Source organism: Bradyrhizobium sp. 160 (genome assembly GCF_023073735.1).
Classification (GTDB): Bacteria; Pseudomonadota; Alphaproteobacteria; order Rhizobiales; family Xanthobacteraceae; genus Bradyrhizobium.
Window position 1 is genome coordinate 293,459 of sequence record NZ_JADPKD010000057.1, and the last position, 17,334, is coordinate 310,792.

The window sequence follows — 17,334 nt, forward strand, 5'->3', positions numbered from 1 at the left end:
GAATCCATTCAACCACAAACTCTGAGGCCCGATGGATTCCGGGCCTGCGTGCTGGCGCACGCATCCCGGAATGACGACGGATGTATCGGCACAGATACATTCACTTGTTCAAAAAATTCAACGGCAAACCGCCGCGCGGCCAGTCCATGGCGATCAGTTCGCCCTTGCCCGATAGCGTGATGTAGGCGGTCTTCAGCTCGGGGCCGCCGAAGGCGATGTTGGTGGTGACGCGGTCGCCGGTCGGCACCTGCTCCACCAGGGTGCCGTCGGGCGCGATCACCGAGATGCAGCCGGAGACGAGGGTGGCGACGCAGACATTGCCATTGGCTTCCACCGCGAGCGAGTCGAACATCTGGTAGCCGCCCAGGCCGCAGATCGGCTTGCCCCGTTCGCCGCGATAGATCACCTCGCGCGGCTTGAGCGTGCCCGGCGCCGAGAGCTCATAGGCCCAGAGCCGAGCCGTCGGCGTCTCCGCGATGTAGACGGTGTTCTCGTCCGGCGATAGGCCGATGCCGTTGGCCGGCAACACGCCGTGCACGGCTTCCACGATCTCCTTCATGCCGGGCTTGAGGTAATACATGCCGCCGACATCCATTTCGCGCGCGCGGCGCTTGCCGAGATCGGAGAACCACAGGCCGCCCTGCTTGTCGAACACCAGATCATTGGGCCCGCGCAGATCGTGCTCGCCGCATTTGGTCATGACGGTCTCGACCTTGCCGGATTGCAGATCGACGCGCTGGATCGAGCCGCCGAGATAGTCGTCGGGCTGCGGGCCCGGCATGATCATGTTGCGGGTCGGGATCCAGGAGAAGCCGCCATTGTTGCAGATGTAGATCTTGCCGTCGGGACCCAGCGCAGCACCATTTGGGCCGCCCGGCACCTTCGCGACGATCTCCTTGCGGCCATCGGCATGAACGCGGGTCAGGCGCTGGCCGCGGATCTCTACCAGGACGACCGAACCATCCGGCATCACGACCGGCCCTTCTGGAAATTCGAGGTCGGTGGCGAGAACGCGGACGTTGGACATGTTGGGACCCTCCCGGCTGCTTGTTATGACTTGCACGGGATGTCCGGCACGGGCCCCACACGCAAGATTTGCCGGCGGTTATGACAAAGTCACCGGCGCTTGCCAAGCAAGCGGGATGGTATGCCAGCGTTGCGGAAGCCCTACGCCTTCACCGGCACCCAGATCTCGAAGCCGCCATTTCCGGTTGCAGGATCGAACGCCTCATCGTAGCGCTCGAAGGACGGCGCGTCTGCGGCTTTGAGGCCGGATGCCGGCAGCCACTGATTCCAGATCGTGTTGACCGTGCGCCGGATCGAGGCGACGTGGTCGGTGTGGGTGAAGACCGCGTAGCGCTGCTCGGGGATGCGGATGCGGCCGAAGCGACGCGGCAGGTCCGAGAAATCGGCGACCTCGACGCCGGCGATGTAGTCGAAATTGCCGGCATCATCGCCATTGCAGCAAACGCCGTAGGCGACATTACCAACGCGGGCGGGAATGTCGGCGACCTCCTGGTGAAAACGGTGCCACAGGCCGGGGATGATGGCGCCATTGTCGCAGGAGATGCGTTCGGCAGGACCCGCGACCAGGAAGGCCTTTGCGGTCTCGAAACGCGGGGCTTTGAGATGGTCGAGCATGGTGGAGTCCATGAGGATCGGCTCCTGGAGCTTGAGGTGGCTGACGCATGTTGCCGCCCTCACCGCTTCGGGCGTGGTGCCGAACTGGTCGCGGAACGCGCGGGTGAATGCTTCATGCGAGCCGTAATCCGCCTCCAGCGCCAGTGAGAGGATGTCCGGCGCACCGTTGGCAAGACTGCGCGCAGCTTCCGTCAGCCGTCGCGCGCGCACGTAACGCATCACCGGAAGCCCGGTGGCTGCAGCAAACGCACGCACGACGTGGAACCGCGACACGCCGGATATCTCCGCGATCTCGTCGAGCGTCATCGGCTCGGCCAGATGGCTCTCGACATACCAGAGCGCGCGCTGGGCTGGATTCATGGCGATTCAGGCCCTCGTTCGAAACGCGGCGATGATGCGCCGGTCATGCCCGCTTCGCTTGATCGGCGTTGCTGTCCTCGCATGAGGATAGTCCGGGAATGGCCACTGGCAACGCCCTCGCGTTCGTGGCTACACTGCCTGAAACCGCTCACGAGAAAGCACGGAGGAACCGCGTCATGGAAATCACCGATGTGCGGGCGCACCATATCCGCATCCCCTATGACGCCGGTGTCGCCAGCTTCCGCCAGGGCGCTTCCGCAATCACAGCCCTCGACATGGTGCTGGTCGAGGTCACGACCGATGCCGGGCTGACCGGCTGGGGCGATGCCTTCGCCTATGTCTGCCCCCGCACCACGCGCAGCGCCGTCGAGGAGATGATTTCACAGCAGGCGCGCGGGCTGAAGGTGCCTGATGCGGCCGGCATCCCTGGGGTCATGGAGCATATCCAGCGCAATCTGCATCTGTTCGGCCGCTACGGCATCACCATGTTCGCGATCTCCGGGCTCGATATCGCGCTGTGGGACCTTGCCGCGAAGATCGAGGGCGTGCCGGTCCACCGCCTGCTCGGCGAAACCAGACGCACGGCCATCCCGGCCTATGCGAGCCTCTTACGGATCGGATCGCCCGAGGCCATCGCTAGCGAATGCAGGAAGGCGCTGGCGCTCGGCTATGGCGCCATCAAGCTGCACGAGACCACGCTACCCGCCGTGTTCGCCGCACGCGAGGCGATCGGGCCCAGCATTCCGCTGATGGTCGACATGAACTGCCCGCTGACGAGCGAGCAGGCGATTGCGTTCGCGAAATCATGTGCAGACGCAAGACCCATGTTTCTGGAGGAGCCGGTATGGCCGCCGGAGGATTTTGCTGCGCTCGCCGACGTTCGCAGCAAGGGCGGGCTGAATATCGCCGCCGGCGAGAATGCCTGCACGGAATATCAATTCCGCCAGATGATGAATGCGGGCGCGGTGAGCCACGCCCAGCCCTCGGTGATCAAGGTCGGCGGCATCACGGAATTTGTGAAGGTGGCGGCGCTGGCCGATCAGCTCGGCGTCAAGATCGTCCCGCACTCCCCCTATTTCGGTCCGGGCCTGCTCGCGACGCTGCATCTGCTGGCGACGCGCGAGGACGGGCTCGTCGAGATGTTCTATCTGAAACGCGAGGCCTGCCTCTGGGGCGGCCGCGCCGTTGTCGATGCGACCGGTCATGTCGCAGTGCCGAGCGGCCCTGGACTTGGCTACGAGCCGGATCGCGGCGTGATGGAGCGTTATCGCGTCATCTGATCGCCGCGCCTATTTCGCGGCGTCCTTCGCCGCCGGCGCATCCTGCTTCTTCTTCAGATCGTCGGCGGTCTTGGCTTGCGCAGCCTGGAGATCGGCGAGCGTCTTCTGCAAGCCGGCGAGGTTCGTCTTCAACGCGTCGATCTGGCGATTGGCCGCATCCAGCCTCTGCTGATGATCGAGGCTGAGCTTGGTGATGGTCTTCTGGAGGAAGTCGACATTGCTCTGGAGGCAGCTCGTGCGCCGTTCCATGGTCTTCTCGACCGTGCAGATCTCGATGCCGGGCACGTCCTGCGCGTGCAGCGGCAGCGGCGCCAGTGTGGCGAGCAGCAACATTGCGAAACAAACGCCGGCGCTTCGAAGCAGCATGAAGGTTCCTCGTCAAATCGATCACGGCAATGTGCGCCGTTTGCGCGCAGTCGCGTGAGGCTACCACACTCGTACCGCATTCTCGCGTTGAGCTTGCGCCCGTTCCCTCGTACGGGGAACGATGATCGGCACGCGGAAAGAAGTGGGCGTTCTTTCCGCGGCTTTGTTTAGGGGAGATTTTTGGAATGGCAACGCGCGATAGACGTCTGGCGGAATTCGACGGCGCCGGAGAACCACCAGCTGGCCTGCCACTCGAAGTGCTGTGCGAGGATCACAGCGGAACGTATCAGCTGCCGTTCGCCTGCCGCTATGTGGAGGGACGCTGGCAGAACCACGAGGCCGGCATCGCGGTCGAAGCAACCGTCATCGGCTGGCGCCTGCCCCGCATGAAGCAGCGCGGGGCCGCCTGACGGCGATCCGTGTTTCAAAATGCGACGGGGCCGCGCTTCGCCTTAACCTTCGGAACGCGGCCCGAACGAATCACGTCCGAATCGGCCGTAGCGCCCCGTACGCACCTGTTCACGGCTAGATGTCGCGAGCCGGCCGGTTCGCGCGCACAAGATCTGCGCAGGGCAAGATTGGATTTGGGCCGGCTATCGGCGGCAAAAGTTAACCGCGTCAGGGACATGGTGGGGCAAGCCGCGTGCCTGCCGGGCGACGGTCCCCAGCCGCCGGAACAGGCAAGACAGCGCGAGACCTGCCTAATATTCGACCTCGAGCTCCTCGATCTCGGCCGGCTCTGCCCGCGCCGCCGCGATCCATTCCTGCATCTCCGGCATGGCCATGATGGTGTCGGCATAGGCCTTCAGCGGCGTCGCGAGCTTGACGTCATACGTCATGAAGCGCGTCACCACGGGGGCGTACATCGCATCCGCCATGGTGCGCCGCTCGCCGAACAGGAAGGGGCCGCCCGATGTCTCCAGGCAGTCGCGCCAGATGAAGCAGACGCGGTCGACGTCGGCCTGCGCGCGCGACCAGATCTTGAAGCCGGGAAAGTGTCCTTTCAAATTGACCGGCAGCGAGGCCCGCAGCGTGGCGAAGCCGGAATGGATTTCGCCTGAGATCGAGCGGCAATGTGCGCGCTGAATGCGGTCGGCCGGCAACAGCCCGGCGTCCGGCATCACCTCGTTGAGATATTCGGCGATCGCCAGCGTATCCCAGACCACGGCGCCCTCGTGCCGCAAGCACGGCACCAGGATCGATGACGACAGCAGCAGGATTTCCGCGCGCGCGGATGGATCATCCGGCGCGGTGACGATCTCCTCGAAATCGAGCCCGGAAAATTTCGCCAGCAGCCAGCCACGCAGCGACCAGGACGAGTAGTTCTTGCTGCTGATGGTCAGTGTCGCCTTCGCCATTTGGCCCTTCCCTACGCCTGATCTCGACACCCGCCCGGCCCGCGGGCGTGCCCATGAGCCGTGCTTCCTTGAAAATGAAGAGCAAGCGATGTGCCAGTTTTTCGGGCGGTCCAGCTCCCGCTTGGCTTCGATATTGCATAATGGCAAGGGGTCAGGTGGGCGTTTCAGTATGATGTCGATGTATTATCAGGCCTTCCAGAACCATATGGACCTGACCGCGCCATGGCGGGCGGGAGCCTCGTCCGCGCTCAAATTCCTCAACCTGGTGCCGCAGGGCGCGTCGGATCAGGTGATCGGCCGGCTCTCGGCGGCGCTCGAGCTGATCTCGCGCTCCACCCTCACCTATGATCGGCCGGCCTACGGCATCGACAGCGTGATGGTTGGCAATCGGGAAATTCCCGTCACCGAGGAGATCGCCTGCGCGACGCCGTTCGGCTCGCTGCTGCACTTTCGCAAGGACGGCGTGGGCGAGCAGCCGCGCATGCTGCTGGTGGCGCCGATGTCGGGCCACTTCGCGACATTGCTGCGCGGCACTGTGAAGACGCTGCTCCAGGACCACGACGTCTACATCACGGACTGGCACAATCCGCGCAACATTCCGCGCAGCAAAGGCCGCTTCGGGCTCGACGACTATACCGAGCATCTCATCGAATTCCTCGGCCAGCTTGGCCCGCGCCCCCACATGGTGGCGATCTGTCAGCCATCGGTCTCGGCGCTCGCAGCCGCCGCGATCATGTGCGAGGACAACCACCCCTCGCGGCCGGCGACGCTGACGCTGATGGCCGGACCGATCGACACCCGCATCCAGCCGACCAGGGTCAACGAATTCGCCAAGAGCAAGCCGATCGAGTGGTTCGAGCGCAACCTGATCAATTACGTGCCGGTGCAGTGCCGCGGCGCCTTGCGCAAAGTCTATCCCGGATTCGTACAGCTCACCGCCTTCGTCGCGATGAATCTGGAGCGCCACATCAAGCAGCATCTGGACCTCGCCAATCACATCGCCAAGGGCGAGAAGCAGAAGGCCGCCAGCATCAAGACCTTCTATGATGAATACTTCGCCGTGATGGACCTTCCTGCGGAATTCTACATCGAGACCGTGCGCGACGTGTTCCAGGAGCACCTCTTGCCGCAGGGCAAACTGATGCATCGGGGACGCCCGGTGAATACCAAGGCCATCAGCCGCATGGGGCTGATGACGGTCGAGGGCGAGAAGGACGACATCTGCTCGATCGGCCAGACGCTCGCCGCGCAGGAGCTCTGCACCGGCGTACGCGCCTACCGCCGTGTCCACCACATGCAGGCCGGCGTCGGCCATTACGGCGTGTTCTCGGGCAAGCGCTGGAACAATGAGATCTATCCGCTGCTGCGGGATTTCGTGCACGTGAATTCGTGAAGACTCAGACGGACCATTCCTCGCCCCAGACCTGAACGAAATGGCCGGGCGACACTTCGCGATATCGCCGGCGAGACGGCTGGTAATCCGCGCTTCGCGTCACGGATTGCTTTAAGCCTATAATAGTTACGCAGAGGCGAAAAGGGCATTCCGAAAAACCGTCGTGCTGCACGGCAATAGGCGCGTGCAGTTTCGTTTGGCGCATAGACAGGCCGCTACGAGTGGCCGAAGCTCCATCCCGGCCGGAATCCATCAGGAGGCGAGCATGACTGCACTCGAAAAGGGCATTACCGCAAACGGCACGGGCTATGGCGGCAAGAGCTGGAACATCCTTGGTCAGGTCTATTTCCCCAAAGCCGTCACCGACTCCACCTTCGCATTCGAAACCAACAGCGATCCCGGCCAGTTCGTGCCGGTGCACATCCATCCAACCCAGGACGAATTCATCCTGGTGCAGGAAGGCACGCTCGACCTCAAGCTCGACGGCCAATGGGTCAAGGCCCACGCCGGCGATCTCGTGCGCATGCCCCGCGGCATCCCGCACGGCTATTTCAACAAGTCCGACAAGCCCTGCCGCGCGTTGTTCTGGGTCTCGCCGATGCAGAAGCTGGAGGCGCTCTTCAACCAGTTGCACAATCTGACCGACCCTGCCGAAGTGGTGCGTATCTCGGCGCTGCACGAGGTGGATTTCCTGCCGCCCGAGGCCAACGACTAGGCGTCCGCGTCCCATCCACTTTCATCAGCTTGCAGCTCCGGCGGCCGCGCCTTGCGGCCAATCGTTGCCGCTTGCGCGCGAAACACATTGGTTGCGAGTAATCCCATGGTCAGCCCCAAGCATGTCTCCGTGATCGGCGCCGGTGTCTCCGGCCCTGGCCGCCGCAAAGGCGACGGCGTCAACTGCTCGGTGCCGATCGCAACGCCGGGCTTCTATCCGATGGTCACCGACGGCCGCATCAAGGCGGTGTTCGGCACGTTCGATCATTTTGACGGCGACAGCATCGTGATGAGCGGCGGCGAGCGCGTTGCAGCCGATATCACCGTGCTCGCGATCGGCTACAAGCTCGGCGTGCCGTTCCTGCCCGCGGCCTATCAGCAGAAACTGGTCGATGCCGACGGGCAGTACCGGCTCTATCGTTTGATCGCAAACCCCGACCTGCCCGAGCTCGGCTTCGTTGGCTTCAACTCGTCGTTCTGCACCGTACTCTGCGCCGATCTCGCCGCCAACTGGCTGGTGCGCTATGCGGACGGGCAGCTCGCCAAACAACCGACGGCAGCGCAGATGCGCGACAACATCGAGATGATGCTGCACTTCAAGCGTGTCGAACGGCCGGCCGCGGGCGTCTATGGCGGCCTGTGCGTCGCGCCCTATCACTACCGTCATTTCGACGAGCTGATGGCCGACATCGGCGCGAAGAACCAGAAGCGCGGCGGGCTCAAGGGGCGCCTCTCGCCGCCGGATGCGGATGCCTATACCAAGTTCCTGGCGACGGCGCCGGACTATCGCGCGGCGTGAGAGGAAGAATCGGGGCCGAGCGAGATTTGCAGCTCGCCAGCTCGCGCGTCCGATGCTTACGATCTTCCTGGCCAACGAATCGACAGGAACCGGCCATGGAGTTCAGACGTCTTGCCGCCGGAGCGCTTGCGGCGCTCGCCTTCCTTGTCACGGCACCCGCCAGCGGACAGCAGGGCGTGCTCACGTCCCGGCAATCCGAGGCGCTCGCCGCCTACGAGCGGGCGTTGGCCGATTTCAAATCCATCCTGGCCGAGCGGCGGCGCCAGATCGAGGCGAAGCAGCCGCTGCCGAACCTGCCGGGCCAGGCGCTGTACCTGGCGCGCATCGCCGTCATCAGCACCTACAAGGATCTCACCGACGCCATTCCGTCCAGAATCGGAAAGCCCAACAAGCTCGAAATTCCTCCGGCCTATTTCGATGCAGATCTCGAGCCGCTGATCGACGAATATTCGAGGCTGTTCGACATCATGGAGGCACCGCCCGCCGGAGCGCAAAACTCGCCGACGCCGTTCAAGGACGTCGCCGATCTCGCCTTCGCGATCGCGCGCGCCAAGGGGCTTGCACCTGAACACGCGCAAGTCGCGGGGCGCATCAGCCTCGGCCTGTTCTTCGCCGAGACCAACGGCAAGCAGAATGTCCGCAATGCGCGCTCGAACACCTACATGGGCAGCTTCCAGACCGGCCCCTCCGAGGACCGCAACGGCCGCAGGAAATGGGAAGCCCTCAAGGGCGCGATCGCAGCGATCGATCCCGAACTGAGCGCGCGGGACGACAAGGAGGAGGCGCGCGCCCGCGGCACCGATCACCGCTTCAATCACTGGACCAATGTGCGCAACGGCCTGATGAACGCGCATGCCGATCTGTTCCAGGAGATTCCGGGAATCGTGAAGACGCTGCCCGACCCGATCGACCAGATGAAGCTGTTCGAGCTGATCCAGATCGTGCCCACCCCGACCAGATCCGCGCTCAAGTCGGGGGATCTCCTGAATTACCGGGTGTCCAGTCCAACGGTCATGAAGCACCTGCGCAACAACAGCATCTTCGCGTTCGGGCAGGCCGATCGATCGCGAAGCTCGGCCAGCTTCCGCGAGATTCTCGCTGCGATGTGGCTGTTCAATCGGAAGTTCGAGCGGGCCATGGCGAAATATGCCGAGATCAGGGCGCGCTGAGGGTTCGGTTGCAACCGCTACCCAACGTTGTAGTATCTCGATCTCATCGGCGTTCGGACCGATCCATGCGCATTCTCATTCTCGGCGGCAGCCAGTTTCTGGGCCGGGCGATTGCGAACCATGCTTGCGCTGCCGGCCATGACGTGAGCTGCGCGGCCCGCGGTCTTGCCGGCCCAATCGCTCCCGGCGCGCGCCTCATCCGGATCGATCGCGACGTCGCGGAGGGTCTTGCGCCACTGACCGGCGAGACGTTCGATGCAATCGTCGAGGTCTCGCGTCATCCCGGCCAGGTCCGCCGCGGCGTCGCAGCGCTGAAGCGGCCGGGCGTGCATTGGACCTTCGTTTCGACGATCAGCGTCTATGCGGACAATCGCGTACCGGGACAACGCGCCGACAAGGCGCCGCTGCGCGAGCCCATTGCGGCGGAGATCGAGCACACCACCGACGCCATCTATGGCGCGGCCAAGGTCGCCTGCGAACAAGCGGTCGGCAACGATGCCTTCATCTGCCGGGCCGGCCTCATCGCCGGGCCGGAGGACCCGACCGGACGGTTCGCCTATTGGCCGGCACGGCTCGCGCGCGGCGGCGAGGTGCTGGCGCCTGGATCGCCGGAGGACGCTATTCAGTTCATCGACGTGCGCGACCTCGCGCAATGGATCGTACACGCGGCAGAGGTTCGTCTCATCGGCATCTATGACGGGATCGGACCGGTGCGCACGCGCGGCGAATTCCTGGCCGAATGCGCCTCAGCGCTGGACGCGTCCTGCACCTTCACCTGGGTCGATCGCGCCTTTCTGGAAGCGCATGACGTGCGGCGCTGGGCCGGTCCGCGCTCGCTGCCGCTGTGGTTGCCCCTGCCCGACTTCGCCGGCTTCATGACGCGCGACACCTCGCCGGCGCGCGCGGCCGGGTTGACCGCACGGCCGCTCGCCGTCACGGCGCGCGATACGCTTCATTGGCTGCGCGCCAGCAACGGGCCGGTGGTCGGTCTCAGCTCCGATGAGGAAAGTGCGGTGCTTTCAGCGTGGCATGCGCGCGGGACGGCTGCGGCTGCGACCGCGATCTAGCCGGATCGTCTGCAAACCAAAGCTGAGACTATTCCGTCCGGATCGGCGCATCCTTCAAGCCATTGTTGTCATAGGCCTTGCGCACTGTGCCGTTCGTCGTGGCCTCCGTCATGAATTGGTGACGAACGCCAAGGCCTGGCTCTGGCCAAACGGCACGGCGACGGCCGTCACCGTTTGTCATGACAAACCTGTCAAAGGGCATGCCACCGTTTGCAGCGCAAGGCCTTTGACTGCCATGGCTATGGTGTTCCACGGCAGGGCATTTGTTGGTAGCCTGCCGCACCGACAGGCAGCAATCGGGGGCCACCGAATGACGCGCGCGAATCCCGCATCTCCCGCACGACGTAACGAAGGGTGGAGACACGTCGCGCGGGCCTTGGCAACGGCAAGCGCCGTTGTGCTGCTCGCCGGCTGCGAGGACAAGAACACGTTCGTGGCCCCACCGCCGCCCAAGGTGGACGTGGCAACGCCCGTGCAGCGCGCCATAACGCGCTATATCGAGGCGACCGGCAACACCGCGCCGATCAAGAGCGTCGATCTCGTCGCGCGCGTGCAAGGTTTTCTGCAATCGATCGACTATCAAGACGGCACCTTCGTCAAGCAGGGCACCCAGCTCTTCACCATCGAGCCGGAGACCTACAAGCTCAAGCTCGAGCAGGCGCAGGCGGCCGAAGCCGGCGCGCAGGCCTCGCTCCGGCAGGCGGAAGCCGACTACAGGCGGCAGGCCGAGCTGGTGCAGCGCCAAGCGGTCTCGCAGGCGACACTCGACACCTCAACGTCCAACCGCGACAACGCGCAGGCCAGTCTCCAGCAGGCGCAGGCCAACACCCGAATTGCCGAGGTCAATTACGGCTACACCAAGGTGACCGCGCCGTTCGACGGCGTCGTCAGCGCCCACATGGTCTCGATCGGCGAGCTCGTCGGCGTGTCCTCCCCGACCCAGCTCGCGACCATCGTCGCGATGGACCCGATCTACGTGAACTTCACCGTCAACGAGCAGGACGTACTGCGCATCCGCGCCGAGGCGGCTCGCCGGGGACTGACGCCGGCCGACCTCAAGCAGTTTCCGATCCAGCTCGGCCTCCAGACCGAGACCGGCTATCCGCATGAAGGCCATCTCGACTACGTCTCGCCGACCCTCAACCAATCGACGGGCACGCTGGCGGTGCGCGGCCTCGTCCCCAATGACAAGCGGGTGCTGTTGCCCGGCTATTTCGTCCGCGTTCGCGTGCCCTTCGATCAGGAGAAGACCGCGCTGCTCGTTCCCGACACCGCGCTCGGGAGCGACCAGGGTGGCCGCTATCTGCTGGTGGTCAACAGCGACAACGTCGTCGAGCAGCGCAAGGTGCAGATCGGTCCCGTCGACAATGGCCTGCGCGTGATCGAGAGCGGCCTGAAGCCGGAGGACCGCGTGGTCATCGCAGGGCTGCTGCGGGTGATTCCGGGTCAGAAGATCGACCCGCAAACAACGAAGATCGAGCAGCCGCAGGCGTCTGCCAAGTAATATCTGCCAAGTAAGTTCTGCAAGTGAGGGGCCGCCAGCCATGATCTCAAAGTTCTTCATCGAGCGGCCGGTCCTCTCGAACGTCATCGCGCTTCTGATGATCCTGATCGGCGGCGTCGCGCTGTTCAACCTCGCGATCGCGCAATATCCCGACGTGGTGCCGCCGACGGTGCAGGTCACCACCCGCTATCCCGGCGCCAGCGCCAAGACCGTGATCGACACCGTAGCGCTGCCGATCGAGCAGCAGGTCAACGGCGTCGAGGACATGCTGTACATGCAGTCCTACAGCGGCTCCGACGGCACTTATACGCTGACTGTCACATTCAAGATCGGCACTGACCTCAATTTCGCGCAGGTGCTGGTGCAGAACCGCGTCTCCAGCGCGCTGTCGCAACTGCCGCAGGCGGTGCAGAACCAGGGCGTCACCGTGCAGAAGCGGTCGACCTCGATCCTGCTGTTCGTGACCCTGACCTCGCCCGCGACGTACGACAGCCTGTATTTGAGCAACTACGCCACCATCAACATTCGCGACGAGCTCTCGCGCCTGCCCGGCGTCGGCAACGTCACAGTGTTCGGCGCAGGCCAATATTCGATGCGGGTCTGGCTCGATCCGAACAAGCTGCAGGTCCGTGGCCTCGTACCGCAGGACGTCATCCAGGCGATCCAGCAGCAGAGCCAGCAGGTCTCCGCCGGCCAGGTCGGCTCGCCGCCGACGCCGCCGGGCCAGGCGTTCCAATACACGCTCAACGTCAACGGACGGCTGGACGATACCAGCCAGTTCGAGAACATCATCGTCAAGACGGGCAGCAGCGGCGACGTCACGCGCGTCCGCGACGTCGGCTGGGTCGAATTGGGCGCGCAGACTTATAGCCAGATCTTCTCGCTCAACAAGCAGCCGGCAGTCGGCATCGGCGTATTCCAGTCGCCCGGCGCCAACGCGCTCCAGGTCGAGCAGGCGGTCGAGAAGAAGATGGCGGAGCTCGCCAAGCGCTTCCCGGAAGGCATCAAGTACGACACGCCGTTCGACACCACCAAGTTCGTGGAGGCCTCGGTGCACGAGGTCTATATGACGCTGATCGAGGCCGGCTTGCTCGTGCTGGTCGTGATCCTGGTGTTCTTGCAGGATTGGCGCGCGATGCTGGTTCCGGCGACCACCGTGCCGGTGACCATCATCGGCGCATTCGCTGCGATGGCGGCGCTCGGCTTCACCATCAACATGTCGACGCTGTTTGCGATCGTGCTCGCGATCGGCATCGTCGTCGACGACGCCATCGTCGTGGTCGAAGGCGCCGCCCACAACATCGAGCAGGGCATGAACGGCCACGACGCCGCGATCAAGGCGATGGATCAACTGTTCGCGCCGATCGTCGGCATCACCCTGGTGCTGATCTCGGTGTTTCTGCCGGCCTCGTTCCTCGCGGGGCTGACCGGGCGCATCTATTCGCAATTCGCGCTGGTGATCGCTGCGACCGCCCTTCTATCCGCCATCAACGCGGCGACGCTGAAGCCGACGCAGTGTGCGCTCTGGCTGCGGCCGGCGGTGCCGCCGGAACAGCGCAACTTCTTCTACCGCGGCTTCAATGCCGTCTATAACAGGCTCGAACGCGGCTACACCCGCTTGATCGGCTTGCTGGTCAGACACGCCACCGTCTCGGTCGCGGTGGCGCTGGTCCTGATCGGGATCGGCGGCTACGGCCTGTCGCGAGTGCCGACCGGCTTCCTGCCGATCGAGGACCAGGGCTATCTGATCGCGGCCGTGCAGCTGCCCGACGGCGCCGCGCTGGAGCGGACCCAAGCCGTGCTCGACAGAGCCAGCGAGCTGATCAAGGACACGCCCGGCGTCCAGCAGGTCATCACCATCGCCGGCATCTCCGCGCTCGACAACAGCGCCAGCCTCGCCAATGCCGGCGTCGCCTACATCATCCTGAAGGATTGGGAGGCGCGCAAGGGACCCGGAGAGGATTTGCGCTCGCTGGTGTACGGGCTCAACGACAAGCTCGCGACTATCATGGAGGCGCGCACCATCGTCTTGCCGCCGCCGCCGATCCAGGGCATCGGCAACGCCGCCGGCTTCTCGATGCAGGTCGAGCTGCGCGATGGCAATAGCGATTTCGCCAAGCTGCAAGCGATCACCGGAGCGATGGTCAGTAACGGCCAGAGTCAGAGCGCGTTGCAGCGCGTGCAGTCCTCGTTCCGCTCCTCGGTGCCGCAATTCAACGTCGAGATCGACCGCGTCAAGACCCAGACGCTGCATGTGACCACCGATCAGGTGTTCTCGGCGCTATCGGCCTATCTGGGGTCGTCCTACGTCAACCAGTTCAACAAGTTCGGCCGCGTGTTCCAGGTCTACACCCAGGCCGATCCGGCATTCCGTGTCACCGAGCGCGATATCGCCAACATGCAGGTCCGCAACTCGAACGGCGACATGATCCCGATCGGCACCGTCGCCAAGATCACGCCGGCCACCGGCCCGTCGCTGATCAGCCTCTACAATCTCTATCCGTCCTCGACCGTGATCGGCCTGCCGGCGCAGGGCTATTCCTCCGGCCAGTCGCTGAAGCTGATGGGGGAGATCGCGGACAAGACGCTGCCGCCGGGCACCGGCTACGAATGGACCGCGATGTCCTATCAGGAGAAGGCGGTCTCCAACCAGATCTATTGGGTGTTCGGCCTCGCCATGCTGCTGGTCTATCTCGTGCTCGCCGGGCAGTATGAGAGCTGGTACGCGCCGATCTCGGTGATCCTCGCCGTGCCGCTGTCGCTGCTCGGGCCGATGCTGATCCTTTCCGCCCTCAAGATCGACAACAATCTCTATTGCCAGATCGGCCTGATCCTCCTGATCGCGCTCTCGGCCAAGAACGCCATCCTGATCGTCGAGGTCGGGCTCGAACTGCACGGCCGCGACGGCAAGCCGATCCTGGACTCCGCGATCGAGGCCGCGCGCGCCCGCTTCCGTCCGATCCTGATGACGTCGTTCGCCTTCATCCTCGGCGTGGTGCCACTGGTGCTGGCCACCGGCGCCGGCGCCAGCGCGCGCAAGTCCATCGGCGTCACCGTGTTTTCGGGTATGCTGGCCTCGACCTGCCTCGCGGTGTTGTTCGTGCCGGCCTTCTTCGTGGTGGTGCAGCGCTTCGAGAACTGGCGGGCGTAGAAGAAGATGGTGAAGGTGAAAGCGGCGGCGGAAGCGAAGCCTTAAGAGCCGTTGGGGTGCACCGGCGAGGCTCCGGACTCGCTGCAACCTCTCCCGCTTGCGGGAGAGGTCGGCGCGCGGAGCGCGGCGGGTGAGGGCTCTCTCCTCTTGGGGAGTGTCCCGATGAGGAGAAAGCCCTCTCCCCGACCCTTTCGGGAGAGGGAGGGCACCGTCCGCGCGGCTCCAGTCACGCCACTAAGCCTGCTCCGCCGGCGCCTGGCGCGCCTCGCCGCTCGACACCAGCAGCACCGAGGCCTTCGACTGCCTCAGCACGGCGGCGGCGACGCCACCGAAGGAGAGATGATTGGCCTCGATCCGGTCGACGCCCATGACCACGAGGTCGACGTCGGTGGTGTCGATCTCGCGCAGGATCGCCGCCTCCGGCGCCCGGTTCACGCGCAGCGTCGTGGTGATGTCGACGTCGTAGCGGGCGGCGAGATCGCTGGTGTCCTTGAGGATGCCGGTCTCCTGGCTCAATCCGCGGGAGGTGCCCCGCTGCGCGCCCTTGTCGCGCGTCGTCGCCACATAGATCACGCGGAGCGAGCCTGAGCCGGCCTGCGCCAGCGCCACCGCGACCTCGGCGCCGCGCTTGGAGACGCCGCTGCCGGAAACCGGAACGAGGATGTTGAGGGCGTCGGGTATCGGCTGCTTCAGGTGCTTGCCCTTGGCTGCCACGATCGCGAGCGGCCCCTCGAACTCGGCGGCGATGTCCTCGATCTTCCGATTGAAGCGATCCTTGGCGGCAGCGACCTTGTCGATGCCGACGACGAGGAGATCAAAGCCCTTGCGTGCTTCGTCAGCAATGGTTTCGGCCAGCTCCGCGCGCCTGGCCCGGGTAACGACATCGACGCTGCCGGCATTGCCGTCACCACTGGCGGAGACGGTTTCGGCGGCCTTCTTCACCACGGCTTCGTGGCTCTCGTCCTCGCCCTTGTCCTTTTCCTTGGCGCGCTCGCCGATGTGCAGCACGGTGATCGGCAGGCCGCGCATGCCGGCGATCAGGCCCGCGACGTGCGCGGCGAAAGTGGCGTTGACGCTGTCGTCAACGGCGAGCAAGGGACGTTCGAGATTGGCGATGAAGCCGCGTTTCTCGAATTCTTCCCGCTCCAGCCGTTCCCTCTCCTCCTCGTTCATCGGCAGCTTTGCCAGCGCCGCGCGCAGCATCGGCGGCATCGCCATCGTGGTCAGGATCGCCATGGTCACGATCATCGTGAACAGGTTCTGGCTGAGCACGCCGATGGAGAGGCCGATGGTCGCGATGATGACCTCGGTCGAGCCGCGCGCGTTCATGCCGCTGGCGAGCGCCAGCGATTCCCTCGCATTCAGCCCGCCCACGGTGCCGCCGACGAACGCGCCGCCGAACTTGCCGACGCTGGCGATCACGACCAGCAGGCCGGTGAGCATCAGCAGATTGGGGTCGCGAAGGACCGAGAGATCGGCGCTGAGCCCGGCGAGGCCGAAGAACACTGGCATGAAGAAGCTCGAGATCAGGCCGCGAAGGCGCTCGTCGATCTGCCGGGTCAGGATCGGGGACTCCCCGACCAGGATGCCGGCGACGAAGGCACCCAACACGGTGTGCACCCCGATCAGATGCGTGATCATCGCCATGACGCTCATCAACAGCAGGATCACGGTGATGACCGCGGCTGCGCTGACGAGATTGTCGTTGGCCCAACGGATCAGCTGGAACACCAGGCGGCGGCCGATGGTGAAGCTGACGGCCAGGAAGACGAGCGTCCCCAGCACGGCTTTCGCCACGGAGCCGACGTCAAGCGTGCCGTGCGAGGCCAGGCTGAAGATAACGGCGATGATGATCCAGCCGATGGTGTCGTCGATGACGGCGGTCGCGACGATGATCTGCCCGACATTGCGGCGCATGAAATTCATCTCGCGTACGACCACGGCGACGATCTTCACAGACGAGATCGACAGCGCCGTGCCCATGAACAGTGAGGCGACGAGGCGCGCTTGCGGATCGGGCAGCAGCGCATCGGGGAGGAATTCGCCGAGCGCAAAGCCGCAGGCGAAGGGCACGAGGATGCCGGCAATCGAGATCGCGATCGCCGCCCTGCCGACCTTCCGGACCAGCTTGAGGTCGGTCTCCATGCCGGTCAGCAGCAGCAGCAGCAGAATGCCGAACTGGGCGATGCCGTCGATCATCGCCTTCTGTTCGGGCGTCTTGGGAAAAATCGCGGCTTGCGCCTCCGGCCAGATCCAGCCGAACAGCGACGGCCCCAGGATGATACCGGCGAGCAGTTCGCCCATCACCGAGGGCTGGCCGATGCGCTGCATGATCTCGCCGAGACCACGGCCGACTGCGATCAGCAACACGATCTGCGTTACCAGGAGGAATTCGGACGGGCCGGCCGATTTACCGCCCTCGGCACTCGCCGCAATGGTGGTGAGGACAAGCGCCGCGGGGACAAGGCCGACCGGTCGGAGCAGGCTCCACTGCATGCAGGTGTCATTCCCCCTTGATCTGTCCGGCGCGGC

At 64.6% G+C, this 17,334-nt stretch carries 13 protein-coding genes and 2 pseudogenes; 9 read left to right on the forward strand and 6 right to left on the reverse strand.

The genetic code is table 11. The features are described from left to right. Nucleotides 1–100: 100 nt before the first annotated feature. A complete protein-coding gene (locus IVA98_RS24235; RefSeq protein ID WP_247296021.1) occupies nt 101–1,027 on the reverse strand; it encodes an SMP-30/gluconolactonase/LRE family protein in 927 nt (308 codons plus the stop codon). Nucleotides 1,028–1,167: 140 nt separating this feature from the next. After that, a complete protein-coding gene (locus IVA98_RS24240) occupies nt 1,168–2,001 on the reverse strand; it encodes an AraC family transcriptional regulator (protein ID WP_247296019.1) in 834 nt (277 codons plus the stop codon). A 176-nt stretch (nt 2,002–2,177) separates the two neighbouring features. Between IVA98_RS24240 and IVA98_RS24245 the strand changes: the two genes are divergently transcribed. Further along, entirely contained in the window at nt 2,178–3,281 is a 1,104-nt protein-coding gene (locus IVA98_RS24245) for a mandelate racemase/muconate lactonizing enzyme family protein (RefSeq protein ID WP_247296018.1), read from the forward strand. 9 nt (nt 3,282–3,290) lie between these two features. On the opposite strand, the gene IVA98_RS24250 is transcribed toward IVA98_RS24245, so the two are convergent. Then, nucleotides 3,291–3,647: a hypothetical protein gene (locus tag IVA98_RS24250; protein ID WP_247296016.1), complete on the reverse strand. Its 357-nt coding sequence runs from the start codon at nt 3,645–3,647 to the stop codon at nt 3,291–3,293. Nucleotides 3,648–3,832: 185 nt separating this feature from the next. Here IVA98_RS24250 and IVA98_RS24255 point away from each other — a divergent pair, with 185 nt between their 5' ends. Continuing rightward, nucleotides 3,833–4,057: a hypothetical protein gene (locus tag IVA98_RS24255; RefSeq protein ID WP_247278387.1), complete on the forward strand. Its 225-nt coding sequence runs from the start codon at nt 3,833–3,835 to the stop codon at nt 4,055–4,057. A 291-nt stretch (nt 4,058–4,348) separates the two neighbouring features. Here IVA98_RS24255 and IVA98_RS24260 read toward each other — a convergent pair whose 3' ends face one another. Further along, nucleotides 4,349–5,005, reverse strand: a complete 657-nt coding sequence (locus IVA98_RS24260) for a glutathione S-transferase family protein (RefSeq protein WP_247296013.1) — start codon at nt 5,003–5,005, stop codon at nt 4,349–4,351. 169 nt (nt 5,006–5,174) lie between these two features. Between IVA98_RS24260 and IVA98_RS24265 the strand changes: the two genes are divergently transcribed. The 5 genes and pseudogenes from IVA98_RS24265 to IVA98_RS24285 all read left to right on the forward strand — a co-directional run bounded on the left by IVA98_RS24265 (nt 5,175) and on the right by IVA98_RS24285 (nt 10,147). Further along, complete coding sequence (locus IVA98_RS24265) at nt 5,175–6,398, forward strand: polyhydroxyalkanoate depolymerase (RefSeq protein ID WP_247296011.1); 1,224 nt, start codon at nt 5,175–5,177, stop codon at nt 6,396–6,398. Between the two features lie 265 nt (nt 6,399–6,663). Further along, on the forward strand, nt 6,664–7,113 hold the full coding sequence (locus IVA98_RS24270) for a cupin domain-containing protein (protein ID WP_024339447.1): 450 nt from the start codon (nt 6,664–6,666) through the stop codon (nt 7,111–7,113). 153 nt (nt 7,114–7,266) lie between these two features. Beyond that, a pseudogene (locus tag IVA98_RS24275) lies at nt 7,267–7,911 on the forward strand (monooxygenase); the annotation flags it as partial. 95 nt (nt 7,912–8,006) lie between these two features. Next, nucleotides 8,007–9,080 carry a hypothetical protein gene (locus IVA98_RS24280; protein ID WP_247296008.1) on the forward strand — a complete coding sequence of 358 codons (1,074 nt, stop codon included), beginning with the start codon at nt 8,007–8,009 and terminating at the stop codon, nt 9,078–9,080. A 65-nt stretch (nt 9,081–9,145) separates the two neighbouring features. Beyond that, nucleotides 9,146–10,147, forward strand: a complete 1,002-nt coding sequence (locus tag IVA98_RS24285; protein WP_247296005.1) for an NAD-dependent epimerase/dehydratase family protein — start codon at nt 9,146–9,148, stop codon at nt 10,145–10,147. Nucleotides 10,148–10,175: 28 nt separating this feature from the next. Here the strand turns inward: IVA98_RS24285 and IVA98_RS24290 are convergent. Then, nucleotides 10,176–10,324 (reverse strand): annotated as a pseudogene (locus IVA98_RS24290) (amino acid ABC transporter substrate-binding protein); the annotation flags it as partial. Between the two features lie 133 nt (nt 10,325–10,457). Between IVA98_RS24290 and IVA98_RS24295 the strand changes: the two are divergent. Continuing rightward, nucleotides 10,458–11,651 (forward strand): efflux RND transporter periplasmic adaptor subunit, encoded by a 1,194-nt coding sequence (locus tag IVA98_RS24295; protein ID WP_247296003.1) that lies wholly within the window; start codon nt 10,458–10,460, stop codon nt 11,649–11,651. A 40-nt stretch (nt 11,652–11,691) separates the two neighbouring features. Beyond that, nucleotides 11,692–14,802 carry an efflux RND transporter permease subunit gene (locus tag IVA98_RS24300; RefSeq protein ID WP_247355648.1) on the forward strand — a complete coding sequence of 1,037 codons (3,111 nt, stop codon included), beginning with the start codon at nt 11,692–11,694 and terminating at the stop codon, nt 14,800–14,802. Between the two features lie 234 nt (nt 14,803–15,036). On the opposite strand, the gene IVA98_RS24305 is transcribed toward IVA98_RS24300, so the two are convergent. Further along, nucleotides 15,037–17,298: a cation:proton antiporter domain-containing protein gene (locus tag IVA98_RS24305; protein WP_247295999.1), complete on the reverse strand. Its 2,262-nt coding sequence runs from the start codon at nt 17,296–17,298 to the stop codon at nt 15,037–15,039. Between the last annotated feature and the right edge of the window lie 36 nt (nt 17,299–17,334).